This is a genomic window from Streptomyces sp. NPDC002564 (assembly GCF_042889645.1).
Taxonomy (GTDB): domain Bacteria; phylum Actinomycetota; class Actinomycetes; order Streptomycetales; family Streptomycetaceae; genus Streptomyces.
Genome location: NZ_JBIARE010000008.1, coordinates 21,161 through 36,884, shown reverse-complemented (window position 1 = coordinate 36,884; position 15,724 = coordinate 21,161). Strand labels below are relative to the sequence as shown.

16 protein-coding genes are annotated in these 15,724 nt (G+C 71.6%); 1 reads left to right on the top strand and 15 read right to left on the bottom strand.

The annotated features are described in order from the left end of the window. Nucleotides 1-22 precede the first annotated feature (22 nt). The 5 genes from ACFYXE_RS26745 to ACFYXE_RS26725 form a co-directional block, all read right to left on the bottom strand. Nucleotides 23-1,507 carry a cytochrome P450 gene (locus ACFYXE_RS26745; protein ID WP_389316341.1) on the bottom strand — a complete coding sequence of 495 codons (1,485 nt, stop codon included), beginning with the start codon at nucleotides 1,505-1,507 and terminating at the stop codon, nucleotides 23-25. A gap of 65 nt (nucleotides 1,508-1,572) precedes the next feature. Next, nucleotides 1,573-2,187 (bottom strand): ATP/GTP-binding protein, encoded by a 615-nt coding sequence (locus ACFYXE_RS26740; RefSeq protein ID WP_361175944.1) that lies wholly within the window; start codon nucleotides 2,185-2,187, stop codon nucleotides 1,573-1,575. Continuing rightward, complete coding sequence (locus tag ACFYXE_RS26735; protein ID WP_361175947.1) at nucleotides 2,168-2,581, bottom strand: DUF742 domain-containing protein; 414 nt, start codon at nucleotides 2,579-2,581, stop codon at nucleotides 2,168-2,170. Before ACFYXE_RS26735 ends, ACFYXE_RS26740 begins: the two co-directional genes overlap by 20 nt. Further along, complete coding sequence (locus ACFYXE_RS26730) at nucleotides 2,578-2,985, bottom strand: roadblock/LC7 domain-containing protein (protein WP_055556816.1); 408 nt, start codon at nucleotides 2,983-2,985, stop codon at nucleotides 2,578-2,580. Before ACFYXE_RS26730 ends, ACFYXE_RS26735 begins: the two co-directional genes overlap by 4 nt. Then, a complete protein-coding gene (locus ACFYXE_RS26725; RefSeq protein WP_389316338.1) occupies nucleotides 2,982-4,619 on the bottom strand; it encodes an ATP-binding protein in 1,638 nt (545 codons plus the stop codon). Before ACFYXE_RS26725 ends, ACFYXE_RS26730 begins: the two co-directional genes overlap by 4 nt. A 485-nt stretch (nucleotides 4,620-5,104) precedes the next feature. Here ACFYXE_RS26725 and ACFYXE_RS26720 point away from each other — a divergent pair, with 485 nt between their 5' ends. Further along, nucleotides 5,105-6,211 (top strand): LLM class flavin-dependent oxidoreductase, encoded by a 1,107-nt coding sequence (locus tag ACFYXE_RS26720; RefSeq protein WP_389316336.1) that lies wholly within the window; start codon nucleotides 5,105-5,107, stop codon nucleotides 6,209-6,211. Between the two features lie 94 nt (nucleotides 6,212-6,305). Here the strand turns inward: ACFYXE_RS26720 and ACFYXE_RS26715 are convergent, their stop codons facing one another. The 10 genes from ACFYXE_RS26715 to ACFYXE_RS26670 all read right to left on the bottom strand — a co-directional run bounded on the left by ACFYXE_RS26715 (nucleotide 6,306) and on the right by ACFYXE_RS26670 (nucleotide 15,708). Then, entirely contained in the window at nucleotides 6,306-9,116 is a 2,811-nt protein-coding gene (locus ACFYXE_RS26715; protein WP_389316334.1) for a DEAD/DEAH box helicase, read from the bottom strand. A gap of 127 nt (nucleotides 9,117-9,243) precedes the next feature. Continuing rightward, on the bottom strand, nucleotides 9,244-10,134 hold the full coding sequence (locus tag ACFYXE_RS26710; RefSeq protein WP_389316332.1) for a diacylglycerol kinase: 891 nt from the start codon (nucleotides 10,132-10,134) through the stop codon (nucleotides 9,244-9,246). A gap of 17 nt (nucleotides 10,135-10,151) precedes the next feature. Continuing rightward, nucleotides 10,152-11,045 (bottom strand): twin-arginine translocase subunit TatC, encoded by an 894-nt coding sequence (gene tatC / locus ACFYXE_RS26705; RefSeq protein WP_389316811.1) that lies wholly within the window; start codon nucleotides 11,043-11,045, stop codon nucleotides 10,152-10,154. Between the two features lie 92 nt (nucleotides 11,046-11,137). Beyond that, nucleotides 11,138-11,419 (bottom strand): Sec-independent protein translocase subunit TatA, encoded by a 282-nt coding sequence (tatA, locus tag ACFYXE_RS26700; RefSeq protein WP_389316330.1) that lies wholly within the window; start codon nucleotides 11,417-11,419, stop codon nucleotides 11,138-11,140. Nucleotides 11,420-11,628: 209 nt separating this feature from the next. Then, nucleotides 11,629-11,826 carry a hypothetical protein gene (locus ACFYXE_RS26695; protein ID WP_361178455.1) on the bottom strand — a complete coding sequence of 66 codons (198 nt, stop codon included), beginning with the start codon at nucleotides 11,824-11,826 and terminating at the stop codon, nucleotides 11,629-11,631. 9 nt (nucleotides 11,827-11,835) lie between these two features. After that, the gene (locus ACFYXE_RS26690) at nucleotides 11,836-12,093 is read right to left on the bottom strand and encodes a hypothetical protein (RefSeq protein ID WP_361178467.1); all 258 of its coding nucleotides are present in this window, start codon (nucleotides 12,091-12,093) and stop codon (nucleotides 11,836-11,838) included. 11 nt (nucleotides 12,094-12,104) lie between these two features. Next, complete coding sequence (locus tag ACFYXE_RS26685) at nucleotides 12,105-13,109, bottom strand: WYL domain-containing protein (protein ID WP_361178452.1); 1,005 nt, start codon at nucleotides 13,107-13,109, stop codon at nucleotides 12,105-12,107. Between the two features lie 18 nt (nucleotides 13,110-13,127). Continuing rightward, complete coding sequence (locus tag ACFYXE_RS26680; RefSeq protein WP_361178449.1) at nucleotides 13,128-14,081, bottom strand: WYL domain-containing protein; 954 nt, start codon at nucleotides 14,079-14,081, stop codon at nucleotides 13,128-13,130. 193 nt (nucleotides 14,082-14,274) lie between these two features. After that, nucleotides 14,275-14,649 carry an FKBP-type peptidyl-prolyl cis-trans isomerase gene (locus ACFYXE_RS26675; RefSeq protein WP_361178446.1) on the bottom strand — a complete coding sequence of 125 codons (375 nt, stop codon included), beginning with the start codon at nucleotides 14,647-14,649 and terminating at the stop codon, nucleotides 14,275-14,277. 60 nt (nucleotides 14,650-14,709) lie between these two features. Continuing rightward, entirely contained in the window at nucleotides 14,710-15,708 is a 999-nt protein-coding gene (locus ACFYXE_RS26670) for an FKBP-type peptidyl-prolyl cis-trans isomerase (RefSeq protein ID WP_361178444.1), read from the bottom strand. Nucleotides 15,709-15,724: the final 16 nt, after the last annotated feature.

Genomic DNA, 15,724 nt, shown 5'->3' with positions numbered 1-15,724 from the left:
GGCCGGGCGGGGCCGCAGCCCGTCAGTAGCCGCGCCACCAGACAAGGAAGCGCTGCCAGGCCCCCTTGGGCCGGGCGGCCTCGGGCGCCGCGACCGCGTCGGCCGCGGCCGACGGCTGCGCGGCACGGGCGACGGGCTGCTCCTGCCTGCGCGGCGGCGGGGACGACACCTGCCAGTCCCTGCGGGGCGTGGGCACCTGCGCCGAGGGGCGGGCCATGACGTCCTGCGGCGGCCGCGGCGCGAACTTGACCGGCAGCTCCACCAGGTGCCGGGAAAGGATCGACGAGGTCCACCGCAACTCGCTCTCGTCCACCTCCAGTTCGACGTCCGGAAGGCGCATCAGGAGCGCGTCGACACCGGTGTCGGCGATGGCGCGGCCGATGTCCTGGCCGGGACACTCGTGCGGCCCGCCGCTGAAGGCGAGGTGCGAGCGGTTGCCCTGCATGTTGGCGGCCAGGTCGGGGCGCACCACCGGGTCGACGTTGCCCGGCGCGATGCCGAGGATCAGCCCGTCGCCCGCCTTGATCTGCTGCCCGCCGAGCTGGGTGTCCTGCTTGGCGAAGTAGCCGACCATGGCGCTGAAGGGCGGTTCGTCCCACAGCGACTGCTCGACCGCCTCGGGGACCGTCATCTGGCCGCCGCTGAGCTGGGCGCGGAAGCGCGGGTCGGTGAGGACCATCCGCAGCACGTTGGCGATGAGGTTGGCGGTCGCCTCGTACGCGGCGATGAGGACCAGCCGCAGGTGCGCGCCCACCTCTTCGTCGGACAGCTGCGCCGGGTGCGCGAGGAGGTTGCTGGTGAAGTCCTCCTCGGGGTTGGCCCGGCGCCGCGCCACCAGCGCCATCAGCACTTCCATCACATAGGCGTTGCTGGCGATGGCGGTCTCGGTGCCCTTGATCATGTCGCGGGCGGACTGCACCATGCGCTCGTTGTACTCCTCGGGCATGCCGAGGACGTGGCACATGACCATCATCGGCAGGTGCTCGGCGAAGCGGCTGACGAGGTCGGCGCGGCCGTCCTGGCAGAAGTCGTTGAGCAGGTGGTTGGTGTAGCGGTTGATGTAGCGGCGGATGCCGCGGTGGTCGATGCCCGCCATGGCGCCGGTGACCGCGCCGCGCAGCCGCTGGTGCTCGTCGCCCTCGGCGAAGGTGCACATCGGCTGCCAGGTGAAGACGGGGGCGAGCGGGTGGTCGGGGCCCGCGCCGCCGTCCTGCACGGCCCGCCAGCGGCGCGAGTCGCGGGTGTACTGGGAGGGGGTGCGGACCATGTGCAGGTTCTCGCTGTGGCCGAGCACCGCCCAGATCGGCACGTCGTTGTGGATCAGCACGGGTGCCACCGGGCCGTGTTCGGCGCGCAGCTTCTCGTACAGGCCGGCCAGATCGGCGTCCGCCTCGGGGCCGTAGATCCGGCGCAGGCCGCCGGGTCCCAGGCCGTGGGCGGGGCAGCCGGGCGGCGCGGCGGCCACGTCGTCGGTGCCGGGCCAGGAGGGGGAGGGAGGAGTCGTCACGGTCGTCGCTCCGGGTTCGCGGAAGGGGTTCCGGGTTGCTGGTTGCTCGGGTGCGGGGGGCGCGGTCAGACGCGGGCCACCGTCAGGGAGTGGAGGTAGCGCATCAGGGACATCAGGACGTCCCGGCTGGACTCCCTGCGGCGGGCGTCGCAGGCCATGATCGGCACCGTGGGTTCCAGGTCGAGGGCCCTGCGCAGGGTCTCGATCGGGTGGTGGGGCGCGTCGGGGAAGTCGTTGACGGCGACGACGAACGGCACACCGCGCTCCTCCAGGCGGCCGATCACGTCGAAGCTGACCTCCAGGCGGCGGGTGTCGATGAGGACGACCGCGCCGAGTGCGCCTTCGAAGAGGCCGTTCCACAGGAACCAGAAGCGTTCCTGTCCCGGGGTGCCGAAGAGGTAGAGGACGAGTTCGTCGGAGATGCTGATGCGCCCGAAGTCCATCGCCACGGTGGTGGCCGTCTTGGAGTCGGAGCCGTAGTTGTCGTCGACCCCGATGCCCGCCTGGGTCATCGTCTCCTCGGTCGTCAGCGGGCGGATCTCGCTCACCGAGCCGACCATCGTCGTCTTGCCGACCCCGAAGCCGCCCACGATCACGACCTTCACGGCCGCGGTGGCCGTGTGCGGCAGAACGTCCTCGCTGCGCGGGCCGGTGATCGTGTCAGAGCTTTTGAAGTCCATGCATCACCGCTTCGAGGAGGGATCGGTCGGGGAGCGCGGAGCGGACGATGGGCGCGCGCGCCTGGACGAGCTCGGACCCGAGCAGCTCCGTCAGGACGACGGTCACGACGCTGAACGGCAGCGCCATGTACGCGGAGAGCTCGGCGACGGACAGCGGCGTCGTGCACAGCCGCAGGATCGCGGAGTGCTCCGGCTGCGCCGTCGGGGCCGCCTCGCCCTGCGCGACGATCAGGGTGACGAGGTCGAGCGGTGCCCGCTCGGACCCCTCGCCCGTCAGGATGTACAGCCGCTCCGGGTTCTCGGGGCTGCGGCGCTCCCGCTGCGCGGGCGTGCCGCGCTGCGGCGGGATGTCACCCGGCGCCGAGCCGCGGGGGGTGTCGTGCGGAGGAGTCATACGGCCTGCCCGTCGCGCCGGGGCGGGCTGGTGAGGTGGGCCCCGATGCGTACGACGAGGTCACGCATCCGGGTGCCGATGAGTCCCGCGTCGACGGTCTCGTCGGCGAGCACGGCGAGGTAGGCGCCCGCGCCCGCGGCCATCAGGTAGAAGTACCCGCCGTTGATCTCGATGATGACCATCTTCATGCCGCCGTCGCTGTGCGGGATCTCGGTGGCGACGGCCGCGGCGAGGCTCTGCAGCCCCGCGCAGGCTGCGGCGATGCGGTCCGCCGCGTCCGGGTCGCCGCCGTAGCGGGCGATGCGCAGGCCGTCGGCGGACAGCACGACGATCTGCCGGGTCTGTGGGACTCCGTCGGCGAGTTCCTTCAGCATCCAGTCGAAATTGGCGCGTTGCTGGATCACTGCCAGTCCCTCTCGTCGGCGTTGCCGTGGTTGTTCGATCCGTGCGGGGGGTGGGCGCCGTCGGCGGCGGGTCCCTCGGAGGGGGGCGTCCGGTCGGGGTCCGCCGGGTCCTCGCCCTTGACGCCCTTCATGAACGCCTCGATCCACAGGCCCGGTTCGGGTTCCTCCCGCTTCGGCGCGGGGACCGGCGGGGCGGTCGCGGCGGCATGGGCCTCGGCCATCCGCTGGGCCTCGGCCTCCTGGGCGTAGCGCTCGCTGAGGGAGACCTTGACGCGGCTGCGGCGCTGGGGCAGGCCGTTGGGCGTCCACTCGCTGACCTCGGGGACGTCGTCCTCCATGGTCGCGGTGAGCGGGGAGCGCAGCGGCGGGCCCGCGGTGACGACGCGCGGCTTCTTGCGGCGGATGTTGCGGGCGGGCTCTTCGATGGGCCGGCCGCCGTTGTCCACGCGCGGTACGGCGGAGGCGCCGATGCCGTGGGCGAGGCCCGGTGCGGGTCCGGTGGTCATCATCTCGCGCGGCACGATGAGGACCGCGCGGACCCCGCCGTAGGCGGACTGCCGCAGGGAGACCTGGAGGTTGTACATCTGCGAGAGGCGGCCGACGACGGCCATGCCGAGGCGGGGCGTCTCCCCGAGGTCGTTGAGGTCGATGCCGGCCTGGGCCTGCTCCAGCATGCGCTCGGCGCGGGCGCGGGCCTCCTCGCTGAGGCTGACGCCGCCGTCCTCGATCTCGACGGCGATGCCGGTCTGCACCTCGACGGCGGTGACGTGCACCTTGGTCTGCGGCGGCGAGTACCGGGTGGCGTTGTCGAGGAGTTCGGCGCAGGCGTGGATGAGCGGTTCGACGGACGTGCCGTGGATGGCGACGTTGGCGATCGAGTGCAGCTCGACGCGCGGGTAGTCGAGGATCCGGGACATCGCGCCGCGCAGCACGCTGAACAGCGGGACGGGCTTGGGCCACTGGCGGCCGGGGCGGGCGCCGCCGAGCACCGCGATGGAGTCGGCGAGCCGGCCGATCAGCGCGGTGCCGTGGTCGATGCGCAGCAGGTCGTCGAAGACCTCGGGGTTGCGACCGTGGAACTCCTCCATGTCGCGCAGTTCCGCGGCCTGTTGGTGGACGATCGACTGGACGCGCCGGGCGATGTTGACGAAGGCGCGCTGCGCGGACTCGCGCATCGCTTCCTCGCGGTCCAGGGTGTCGAGGACGGACCGGAGCAGGTCGCGCTGTGCGTCGGGAAGTTCGCGGTAGGCCTCGTCCTTGTCCACGACGTTGCGGACGACTTCGACGGGCGACTCGCCCTGGCGCAGCCGCCAGAGCGCCTCGGGCAGGATCTCCCGGCCCAGGCGGACGGTCTCCTCGTCGTGGGACGCGATGCGCCGTTCCAGGAAGGCAAGGCGCTGCGCGTAGTGCGCGCGCAGGCCCCGGACGGTGCGGCCGCGCCGCACCGCCTCGGCGCCGACCACGACGACCATCAGGGTCGCGACGGCGCCGCACCAGCCGACGGCGGTCCTGGCCGGCTCCGTCACCGAGGCGACGGCGGCTCCGGTCGCCGCCGCCATCAGCATGGCGGGCAACAACAACACGCGCGCGTAAGGGACTTCTCGGCCACCGGGAGGCGATTGAACACTCACCATGTATGCCCTCTGAACACTCGTCTTGGGGGGAATGACGTCTTTGGGGGAAGGACGGACGATCTGCGGGGGGGTGACGAAACGAACGATCGAAACATTGGGGAACAAGCGCGCGAATCTATCGCAACTCGTTTCAACTCGCCGCGCTCCGGGCGAGCTTAGTCCGCCGGAATCATCGCCGAGTCATATTCGGCAACCCCCTGCACCGGGCCCGCCGAGAGGCATACACTCTCCCTTTTTGCACACGTGGCGATCAATCGAACACGAGGAGTGACAGCCTCGAACGTCCCTGCGGACAGCGGGAATTGCCCGGTCCCGGACGTGGTTGACGCCTCGTATGGACGCCTGTTCCACTGAGCGCATGCGACCTCAGCTGCGGCTGGTCACCCGCGACCACATCGACTTCGGTCGCGTGTGGTCCGCCTCGTGTTGTCTCTGACGGCACCGCAGACCACCCACATCACCGCAGCAAGAGATGAGGCTCCGCCATGCCCGTCGAGTTCCTCGGCATCGCCGCGACCAACGAAGGCTCCGAAGTCACCGCCCGCTCGGGCGCGTCCTTCGACAAGGACTACACCCTCCGGCTCGCCCGGGCGCACGAGGACCACGGCTGGGACCGGGTCCTGTTCGCCTACGGCTCCGGCTCCCCCGACCCCTCCCCCGCCGCCGCCTACATCGCGGCCCGCACCGACCGCCTGCAGATCCTGGTCGCGCACCGCCCCAACGTCTCGTACCCGACGTTCGCCGCGAAGACCTTCGCGACGCTCGACCGGATCAGCGACGGCCGCCTCGCGGTGCACTTCATCACCGGCGGCAACGACCACGAGCAGCAGCGCGAGGGCGACTTCCTCACCAAGGACGAGCGCTACGCCCGCACCCGCGAGGCCATCCGGATCATCAAGAAGGCCTGGACGTCGCACGAACCCTTCGACCACGAGGGCACGCACTACCGCTTCCACGACTTCGTCAGCGACACGTTCCCGGTCCAACAGCCGCACCCGCGGGTCTCGTTCGGGGGATCCTCGCCCGCCGCGTACGCCGCGGGAGGCGCCGAGGCCGACATCTTCTGCCTGTGGGGCGAGCCGCTGGCACAGACCGCCGAGCAGATCGAGTCGGTGAAGGCGGCGGCGCGCGCCGCGGGCCGCACCGACGTCCCGAAGATCCAGGTGGCGTTCCGCCCGATCATCGCACCGACCGAGGAACTGGCCTGGGAGAAGGCGTACGCCACCCTGGACCGCATCAAGGCCCGCAAGGCCGGCGCCCCGCTGTCCCGCCGCCACCCGGCGACGAACCCGGAGAACGCCGGCTCCCAGCGGCTGCTCGCGGTGGCCGCCGCCGGGGAGCGGCACGACCGCGCGCTGTGGACGCCGACCGCCGCGGAGACCGGCGGCGCGGGCAACTCGACGGCGCTCGTGGGCACCCCGGAGACCGTCGCGCAGGCCCTGCTCGACTACTACGACCTGGGCGTGGAGATCCTCTCCGCCCGCGGCTACGACCTGCTCGACGACGCGATCGACTTCGGGCGGCACGTCATCCCGATCGTCCGCGAGGAGGTCGCGAAGCGGGACGCGGCCAAGACGGCGGCCGCGGCCTAGGGACAGGCCCCCGGGCGGCAGCGTGCCGCCCCTGAACGACAACCGGGGCCCGCCGTCACGGACGGCGGGCCCCGGTGTGCCTGGGCGGTGCCGGCTAGCCCACCGAGCTGTACGCGACGACGCCGCGCAGGAGCTGGTCGACGGCCTTGCGGGCGTTCTTCGCGACCGTGCTGTCCTCGCGGGGGGCCGCCGCGGCGATCTGGCCGAGGACGTCGATGACCTGCTTGCACCAGCGCACGAAGTCGCCGGCCGGCATCTCCGCCTCGCGCAGCACCTCGTCCAGGCCCTTGCCGGCCGCCCACATGTACGCCGCCCAGGCGAAGCCGAGGTCGGGCTCGCGCTGGCCGACCCCTTCCGTCTGGCTGATCTTGAACTCTTCCTCCAGGCCGTCGAGGCGGCCCCAGATGCGGACCATCTCGCCGAGCGCCGCCTTCGCCGCGCCGGACGGCAGCTTGGGCGCGAGCGCGTCGTCACCGACGCGCGACTCGTAGACCAACGCCGAGACGCACGCGGCCAGTTCGCCCGGGCTCAGGCCCTCCCACACGCGGGCCCGCAGGCACTCGCTGGCCAGCAGGTCGAGCTCGCCGTAGAGCCTGGCGAGGCGCTTGCCGTGCTCGGTGACCTCGTTGCCCCGGAGGTAGTCGAGCTCGGTCAGCAGGGCGACGATCCGGTCGAAGGTGCGGGCGATGGTGTTCGTCCGGCCCTCGATGCGGCGCTCCAGCTGCGCGGTGTCGCGCTTGAGGCGGTGGTACCGCTCGGCCCAGCGCGCGTGGTCCTCGCGCTCGTCGCAGCCGTGGCAGGGGTGGGCGCGCAGCTCCGTGCGCAGCCGGGCGATCTCCTGGTCGTCGGCGGCCGCCGCACGCCCCTTGCGGTGCCGGTCGGGGACGATGTGCCCGGCCTTGGTGCGCAGTGCGGACGCCAGGTCGCGACGGGACTGCGGGGAGCGCGCGTTGAAGGACTTCGGGATGCGCATCCGCTCCAGCGCCTCCACGGGCACCGGGAAGTCCATCGAGGCGAGCCGCTTGACCTGCCGCTCGGCGGTGAGCACCAGCGGGCGCGGCCCGTCGACGTGGTCGAAGCCCCGGTGGCCGTTGGCCCGGCCGGCGGGCAGGCCCGGGTCGAGGACGAGGGCGAGGCCCGCGTACTTCCCGGTGGGGACGTGGATGACGTCGCCCGGCTTGAGCTTCTCCAGGGCGGCGGCCGCGGCGACCCGGCGCTGCGCGGCGCCCTGCTTGGCCAGCTCGGTCTCGCGGTCCTTGAGGTCGCGGCGCAGGCGCGCGTACTCCTCGAAGTCCCCCAAGTGGCAGGTCATGGAGGCCTGGTAGCCCTCCAGGCCCTCTTCGTTCTTCTGCACCTGGCGGGAGATGCCGACGACCGACTTGTCGGCCTGGAACTGCGCGAAGGACGTCTCCAGGAGCTCGCGCGAGCGGTGCCGCCCGAACTGCTCGACCAGGTTCACCGCCATGTTGTACGACGGCTTGAAGCTGGAGCGCAGCGGGTACGTGCGCGTGCCGGCGAGGCCCGCCAGGTGCTCGGGGCTCATGGCGCGCTGCCAGAGCACGACCGCGTGGCCCTCCACGTCGATGCCGCGCCGCCCTGCGCGGCCGGTCAACTGGGTGTACTCGCCGGGGGTGATGTCGGCGTGCTGCTCGCCGTTCCACTTCACGAGCTTTTCGAGGACCACGCTGCGCGCGGGCATGTTGATGCCGAGGGCGAGGGTCTCGGTGGCGAAGACGGCCTTGACCAGGCCGCGCACGAACAGCTCCTCCACGACCTCCTTGAAGGTGGGCAGCATGCCCGCGTGGTGCGCCGCGATGCCGCGCTCCAGGCCTTCCAGCCACTCGTAGTAGCCGAGGACATGGAGGTCCTCGTCCGGGATGGAGGCGGTGCGCTCCTCGACGATCTCGCGGACCTTCATCCGCGCCTCGTCGTCGTTCAGCCGCAGGCCCGCGTAGAGACACTGCTGCACGGCGGACTCGCAGCCCGCGCGGCTGAAGATGAACGTGATGGCGGGCAGCAGGCCCTCGGCGTCGAGCCGCTCGATGACCTCGGGGCGGCCCGGCGTCCAGATCCGCGACCGCTGGCGGCGCTCGCGCTCCCGGTCGGCCTCGCGGACCATCTTGCCCTTGCGGCGGTCGCGCGGGTTGTACGAGCGGCTGGCCTCCATCCGGGCCATCCGCGTGAGGTCGGGGTTGACCGCCTTCTTCTGGCCCTCCCCCTCCTCGAAGAGGTCGTACATCCGGCGGCCCGCGAGCACGTGCTGGAACAGCGGCACGGGACGGTGCTCGGAGACGATCACCTCGGTGTCGCCGCGGACGGTGTCGAGCCAGTCGCCGAACTCCTCCGCGTTCGACACGGTGGCCGACAGGGAGACCAGGGTGACCGACTCCTGGAGGTGGATGATCACCTCTTCCCAGACGGCGCCGCGGAAGCGGTCGGAGAGGTAGTGCACCTCGTCCATGACGACATAGCCGAGGTTGAGCAGCGACTGCGAGCCCGAATAGAGCATGTTCCGCAGGACCTCGGTGGTCATGACGACCACCGGGGCCTCGCTGTTGACGCTGTTGTCGCCGGTGAGCAGGCCGACCTTGTCGGCGCCGTACCGCTTGGCGAGGTCGGCGTACTTCTGGTTGGAGAGCGCCTTGATGGGCGTGGTGTAGAAACACTTCTTGCCCTGCAGCAGGGCGAGGTGCACGGCGAACTCGCCGACGATCGTCTTGCCCGAGCCGGTGGGGGCGGCGACCAGCACGCCCTTGCCCGCCTCCAGCGCCTGGCAGGCCTCGATCTGGAAGGGGTCGAGGCCGAATTCGTACATCTCGCGGAAGGACGCGAGTGCGGTGGCCTGCTCGACAGCGCGCTTGCGCGCCGCCGCGTACCGCTCGGCCGGTGAGAGGTCCTCTGTCATCGTGCTTTCGAGCCTACCGGCCACCACTGACAACGGACGATCATTAATCGGAACGGAGTGGAACGCGGCAGCTCACAGGGCGTGCGCGCGGCGACGACGCGCGGTGCGGCCGGGCGCGCGCCCCCGCTCAGGGCGCCAGGACCCGCACGGCGCCCGGCACGCACCGCGCGGTCAGCGGCAGCGCGCCCAGCGGCTCCCCGTCCGCGTACCCCGTGACACCGGGCGCCGCCAGCTCCACCCGCGCGGCGCGGTGCACGGTGACCTTCGGATGGTCCAGGTGCGTGCCCCGGTAGACCCGCGGGAAGACCGTGAGCAGCGTCCGCCGGCTGCAGTCCCCCACCACGGTGACGTCGAAGAGCCCGTCGCCCATGTCGGCGTCGGCGCAGATCCGCATGCCGCCGCCGTACGAGGTGCCGTTGCCGACCGCGACGAGGGTGGCCTCGACCTCGTGGACGGCGCCGCCGTCCAGCGTGATGCGGTACGGGATCGGCCTGAAGGCGGCCAGCTCGGCGACCATCGCCAGGTCGTACTTGAAGCGTCCGGTGGGCCAGCGCATCCGGTTGCCCCGGTCGTTGACCCGGGAGTCGAAGCCGGAGGCGAGGACGGTCCCGAACCAGGTGTCGCCGACCCGCCCCAGGTCGACGTCGCGGGTGCGCGCCCCCTTGAGGGCGTCCGCCACGATCTCCCCCGCGGCGGCCGGCTCGCGCACCGGGAGGCCGAGCGCCCGCGCGAAGTCGTTGCCGGTCCCCACGGCGATCACCCCCAGCGGGGTGCGGGTCCCGGCGACGGCCTGCAGCGCGAGGCTGGCCATGCCGTCGCCGCCGACGGCTATCAGCGCGCCGGTGCCGCCCTCGACGGCCTGCCGGGCGCGCCGCAGCGCGTCGGGGGCGTCCTCACCGATGACGGTGCGTACGGAGAAGCCGCGGGCCCGCAACGCGGAAGCGGCCGGCTGCGCCGCGTGGGCGCCCCGGCCGCGGCCCGCGGTGGGATTGACGAAGAGGGTGATCTCGCTGGTCACGGCCGGACCCTACAAGGTCAGGTGACGTCGTCGAAACCGTTGACGCGCTGATCGTTGCGTCCGGTGCCCGCCTGTTCCGGCAGCGCCCTGGGCGGCCGCACCGATTCGACCTGGTCGACGGCCTCGGGAGTGAGGTCGATGTCGGACGCCTCGTCGTCGTCGAGGTCGGCGTCCGGGTCGTTGCGGCGGCGGCGCTTGTCGTTGAGGAGCGAGATGCCGACGGCGATGAAGTACAGGACGACGATCGGTCCGGCGAGGGCGATCATGCCGACCGGGTCGGTGGTCGGGGTCGCGACGGCGCCGAAGATGAAGACGCCCATGACGACGCCGCGCCACCAGGTGAGCATGCGGCGGCCGGTCACCATGCCCGTCATGTTGAGCATCACCAGGAGCAGCGGGAGCTCGAAGGACGCGCCGAAGACGAGGACCATCCGGACCGTGAAGTCGAGGATCGTGTCCATCGGCAGCAGGTTCTGGGCGCCGTCCGGCGTGATGCCGAGCAGCACGCGCATGCTGACGGGGAGGATCGTGTACGCCAGCCAGCCGCCGCCCAGGAAGAGGGGCACGGCCGCGGCGACGAACCAGTAGGTGTACTTGCGCTCGTGCCGGTGCAGACCGGGGGCGACGAACGCCCACAGCTGGTACAGCCAGACCGGGCTGGACACGATGATGCCGACCATGAGGCTGACCTTCACCGTGGTCGTGAAGGGCGACAGCAGGTCGTTGAACGTCACCGTCGCGCAGTGGCCGCCGGTCTGCTTCATGCCGGGCTCGCAGCGCGGCACGGGATCAGCCAGGAACTCCATCAGCTCCTGGCTGTAGAACGCGGCCACGATCGAGACGACCGTGATCGCGAGGAGCCCCTTGGCGAGCCGGTTGCGGAGCTCGCGAAGGTGCTCCGCGAGGGGCATCCGCCCCTCGGGGTCCTTCTCCTTCTTGCGGGCAGACTTGAGCAACCCACGTCCTCATCTCGTGCGGCAGGCCGACCGTCGCCGGCCTTGGATCAGCGCTGCGTCGTACGGTCGGTCGGCTCGGTGACCGGGCGCGAGCTGGTCACGTCGCCGGGGGCAGCCTGGATCGTGCGCTTCTGGAGGGGGTCGCCCGGCGGGTCGGCCGGAGTGGCGGCGTCGTCCTTGCTCTCGGACTTCATGGCCTTGGCCTCGCTCTTGAGGATGCGGGCCGACTTGCCGAGGGAGCGCGCCATGTCGGGCAGCTTCTTGGCTCCGAACAGCAGGACGATGACGACGAGGATGAGAATGATCTCGGTGGGGCCGAGCCTACCCATAGCTGTTTACCTTCTTCACCGAGGCGACAGGAGTCTGGTTGCTCGGCAGACCGGACATACATCCGATCTCCCGCGCTGGCAGCGATCGTAACCCCCCGGGGTAAACGCTCGGCAATCCCCGCGCATACTCCGAGTACGGCCCCCGCCTCGATCCCGGGCCGCATTCGCAGCGTACCCGCCCACCTCAGGCAGTTGACAGGTCGCGGACGCTAAAGAGCCTCTCGCCCCGCACGGGCCACTCCGGCCGCGGCCCTCTCGAGGTCCTCCGACGCACGGTTGATCTGCCGTGTGGTCTCGGTCACTTGGCGCCCGAGGCGCTCCGCCTCCACGAACACCTTGATCGCCATTACGCCGAGGACGGCGAGGCCCAAGAAGCCCGCCGCGATCGCGAGCATCGCCCAGAACATGCGCCGAGCCTAGACGGTCGAGTGCAGGCGCAGCGTGCGCACCCCACCGCCGGTGAGGAGTTCGATGATGCGCTCGCCCGCGGGCTTGCGCACCGCGGCCCCGCACTCGGGGCAGGTGAAGGAGTAGAAGGTGGTGCGCGGACCGGCGCCGATCGCGAGCCGCAGCGCGCCCGCGGAGAGCTCGAAGCGGGCCCGGCAGTCGGGGCAGGCGGCGGTGAAGAGGACGGGTGCGGGCCGCTGGGCCGGCACCCCGGGCAGTCCGGACATGGTCGGTGTGCTCAACGCCGCTGCTCCTGCCTGTCGTCGTCCCGCTCGTCGCGCGCGGTCCGCTCGTCCCTGTCGTACGCCTCGAGGGCCTCGCGTGCCGCGTGGCGCGCGCTGTCCGCGAGCTGGACCGGCGAGACGATCCGTCCGTCCCTGCCGAGGCGCAGGGCGAGCCGCCGCAGGGAGGCGGGGTCGGGGGTGCGCAGCGTGATCCGCAGGCCGCCGTCGGGCAGCTCGTCGGCGCTGTCGTGGGGGTAGTACTCGGCGACCCAGCGGCCGCCGGGGCCGACCTCGACGACGACCTCGGGGTCCTCCGCGGCGGGCTGCACGAGGCCTTCGGAGAGGTCGCGCAGCTCGACCTCGGGCGGCGCGGACGGCTCGTCGAGGATCTTGATCTCGGCGACCCGGTCCAGGCGGAAGGTGCGGCGCGCCTCGGAGCGGCGGCACCACGCCTCCACATAGGTGTGGCCGACGCTGACCAGCCGGATGGGGTCGATCTCGCGCTCGGTGACCTCGTCGCGCGCGGGCGAGTAGTAGCGGATCCAGAGCCTGCGCCGCTCGGAGATGGCCCGGTCGACGTCGGCGAAGACGCCGCCCTCGGACTCGAAGGTGACCGAGAGGCGGGAGCTGGCGCCCGCCGCCTCACCGGCCGCGGTCTCCAGCTTGGCGGTGGCGCGCAGCAGCGCGAGGCGGTCGCTCTCGCGCAGACCGGGCAGCGTGGCCACGGCGCGGGCGGCCACGAGCAGCGCGGTCGCCTCGTCGGCGGCGAGCCGCAGCGGGGCGGCCACGTCGTCGGGGTTGTGCCACCAGATGCGGTCGCCGTCGGTGTCGATGTCCAGCAGGTCGCCGCCGCGGAAGCTGGTGCCGCACAGCGGCAGCACGTCCAGGTCGGAGATCAGCTCGTCGGGGGTGATGCCGAAGGCGCGGGCGACGTCGCCGACGTGCGCGCCGGGGCGTTCCCTCAGATAGGTGACCAGCGACAGCATGCGTCGCGTCTGGTCGATGGCGTTCGAGGCCATTGGTCTGTCCGCTCCCCCTCAGCCCTTGGCCACGGCGCGCAGCCGGTCCACGACGTCGGCCCGCAGCTCGGCGGGCTCCAGGACCACCACGTCGGGCCCGAACTCCACCAGCCAGGCGTCCAGGCCGTGGCCGTACGGAATCTCCAACTCGTCCCAGCCGTCGCCCAGTTCCCGCACCGAGGCGGCCTTGGCCCGCAGCGGGTAGCCGGCGCCCGTGCGCAGCCGGATCAGGGCGCTGCGGTCGGCGGTCTCGCCGGCCCAGCCCGCGACGGTCTCGCGGACCGTCACGACGTCCGGGACGTCGGCGGTGTACCGGCCCGCGCGGGCGCGCACCTTGCCGGTGATCCGGGAGAGCCGGAAGACCCGCTCGGCGCCCCGGTCGCGGTCCCAGCCCGCCAGGTACCAGTGGCCGCGCCAGCACTCCAGGGCCCACGGCTCGACGTGGCGCTGCTCGGGGCGGGCGGCGGTGGCCTTGCGGTAGTCGAAGACGACGGGGCGGCGGTCGCGGCAGGCGAGCATCAGGGGCTCGAAGGAGGCCTCGTGCGCGGGGATCCGCGGTTCCAGGGCGCTGTGCGCCCCGTACGGGTCGGCGTCCTCGGGGAGCCCGGCGGCGCGCAGCTTCTGCAGGGCGCCGCTGGCGGCCCCGGCGAGGCGGGCCTGCTGCCAGACCTTGGCGGCCAGGCCGAGGGCGGCGGCCTCTTCGGCGTCGATGGTGATGGGCGGCAGCCGGTTGCTGTCGCGGCGGGCGAGGTAGCCGATCTCGCCGTCCAGGTTCTCCACGGTCTCGATGACCAGGCCCAGCTCGCGCAGATCGTCCTTGTCGCGCTCGAACATCCGGTTGAAGGAGTCGTCGGAGCCCGCCTCCAGGTAGGCCTCGATCGACTCGCGCAGCTCGCGCTTGCTGAGCGGCCGCCGGGTCCCGAGCAGGCACAGCGCCAGGTTCATCAGCCGCTCGGCCTTGGCAATGGCCATCGACGCCCTTTCTCGGCCTTACAACACACAATGCTTCCGACCGATGACCGTACCGCCCCGGGGTGTCGTGGCAAAAGCCACGGGCATAAGGGGCATCTCGCCGGGATGCCGGTCGGGGGACGCGGGCAGAGACGGGAGGGCCCATGCCAGACAGGCATGGGCCCTCACCGGTCCGATCAGGTCGGCGACGGTCTCAGACGGAGACCAGGTCGCAGACGAAGATCAGCGTCTCGCCGGGGGCGATGCGGCCGCCACCGGCGCCGCGGTCGCCGTAGGCGAGGTGGGCCGGGATGGTCAGCTCGCGCCGGCCACCGACCTTCATGCCCTGCACGCCCTGGTCCCAGCCGGAGATGACCTGGCCGGCACCGAGCTGGAACTCCAGCGGGTTGCCGCGGTTCCAGCTGGCGTCGAACTCCTCGCCCGTGCTGAAGGCGACGCCCACGTAGTGGACCTTGACGAAGTCGCCCGCCTTGGCGACCGCTCCGTCGCCCTCCCAGATGTCCTTGATCTTCAGGTCGGCCGGCGGCTCGCCGACCGGGAAGTCGACCTCGGGCTTGTCGATGCTCACGAAAATGCTCCTGCTTTGATACGAACGGTCAGCTCGGACAGTCTTACATCCCGCGGGGTGTCACATCTTCGCGAGGATGTCCACGGAGAAGACCAGCGTGGAGTCCTTCTTGATGGTGCTGCCCTGCGGGGGCTGGTCGCCGTACCCCAGCTCCGGCGGGATCACGATGAGCACGCGGCTGCCGACCTTCTTGCCGGTCAGGCCCTGCGCCCAGCCCTTGACGACCTGCGCGAGCTGGAACGACGCGAGCTGCTTGCGCTTGTACGAGGAGTCGAACTCCTTGCCGTCGGCCCACAGCACGCCCTCGTACTGGCACAGGAGGCTGTCGGTCTCCTTCACCTCGTCGCCGTCACCCTCGAGGATGTACGACGCGACGAGCTTCTTGGGGGCGTCGGTCTTGGGGACGTCGATGGAGGGGGCCTTGCCGTCGGTGTTCGTGCCGACCTTGGGCAGGTCCTTGTTGGACTGGGCGACCTCCTTGCCCTTCGCCGAGCTCGTGGCGCTGAAGGTGCCCACCAGGTCGACGACGAACACCAGCGTGTCCGAGCCCTTGATGCCCGCCTGCTTGTTGCCCTCCTTGCCGTACCCCATCTTCGGGGGGATGGCGAGCTCCACGCGACTGTCCAGCTTCTTGCCGACCAGGGCCTGGTCCCAGCCGGGGATGACCTGGCCGACGCCGATCGGGAAGACCGTGGGGTTGCCGCGGTCGTAGGAGTTGTCGAAGACCTTGGCGGTGGCCCAGATCTGGCCGAGGTAGTGGGCCTGCAGGTAGTCGCCCTTGGCGACCTCCTTGCCCTTGCCCTCGATCAGCGTCTTGACCGCGAGGTCGGACGACGGCTTGCCGGAGCCCTTGGCGACGGTCGGCTTCTCACCGAACTTGTTGCCCTTGGTGATCTCGGGCAGCGGTCCGTCCACGATCTTCGCCGTCGGCGGCGCCGACGCGGAGTTGGTCGGGCTGTCGCTGGGCTTGGACTTGGCCTTGTCTGCCTTGTCGTCGCCACAGCCTGCCAGCGTCAGCAGGCCGGCCGGAACGGCAAGAAGGAGTGAGCGTCGGCGCACGGTGGGGGCCTCGTAT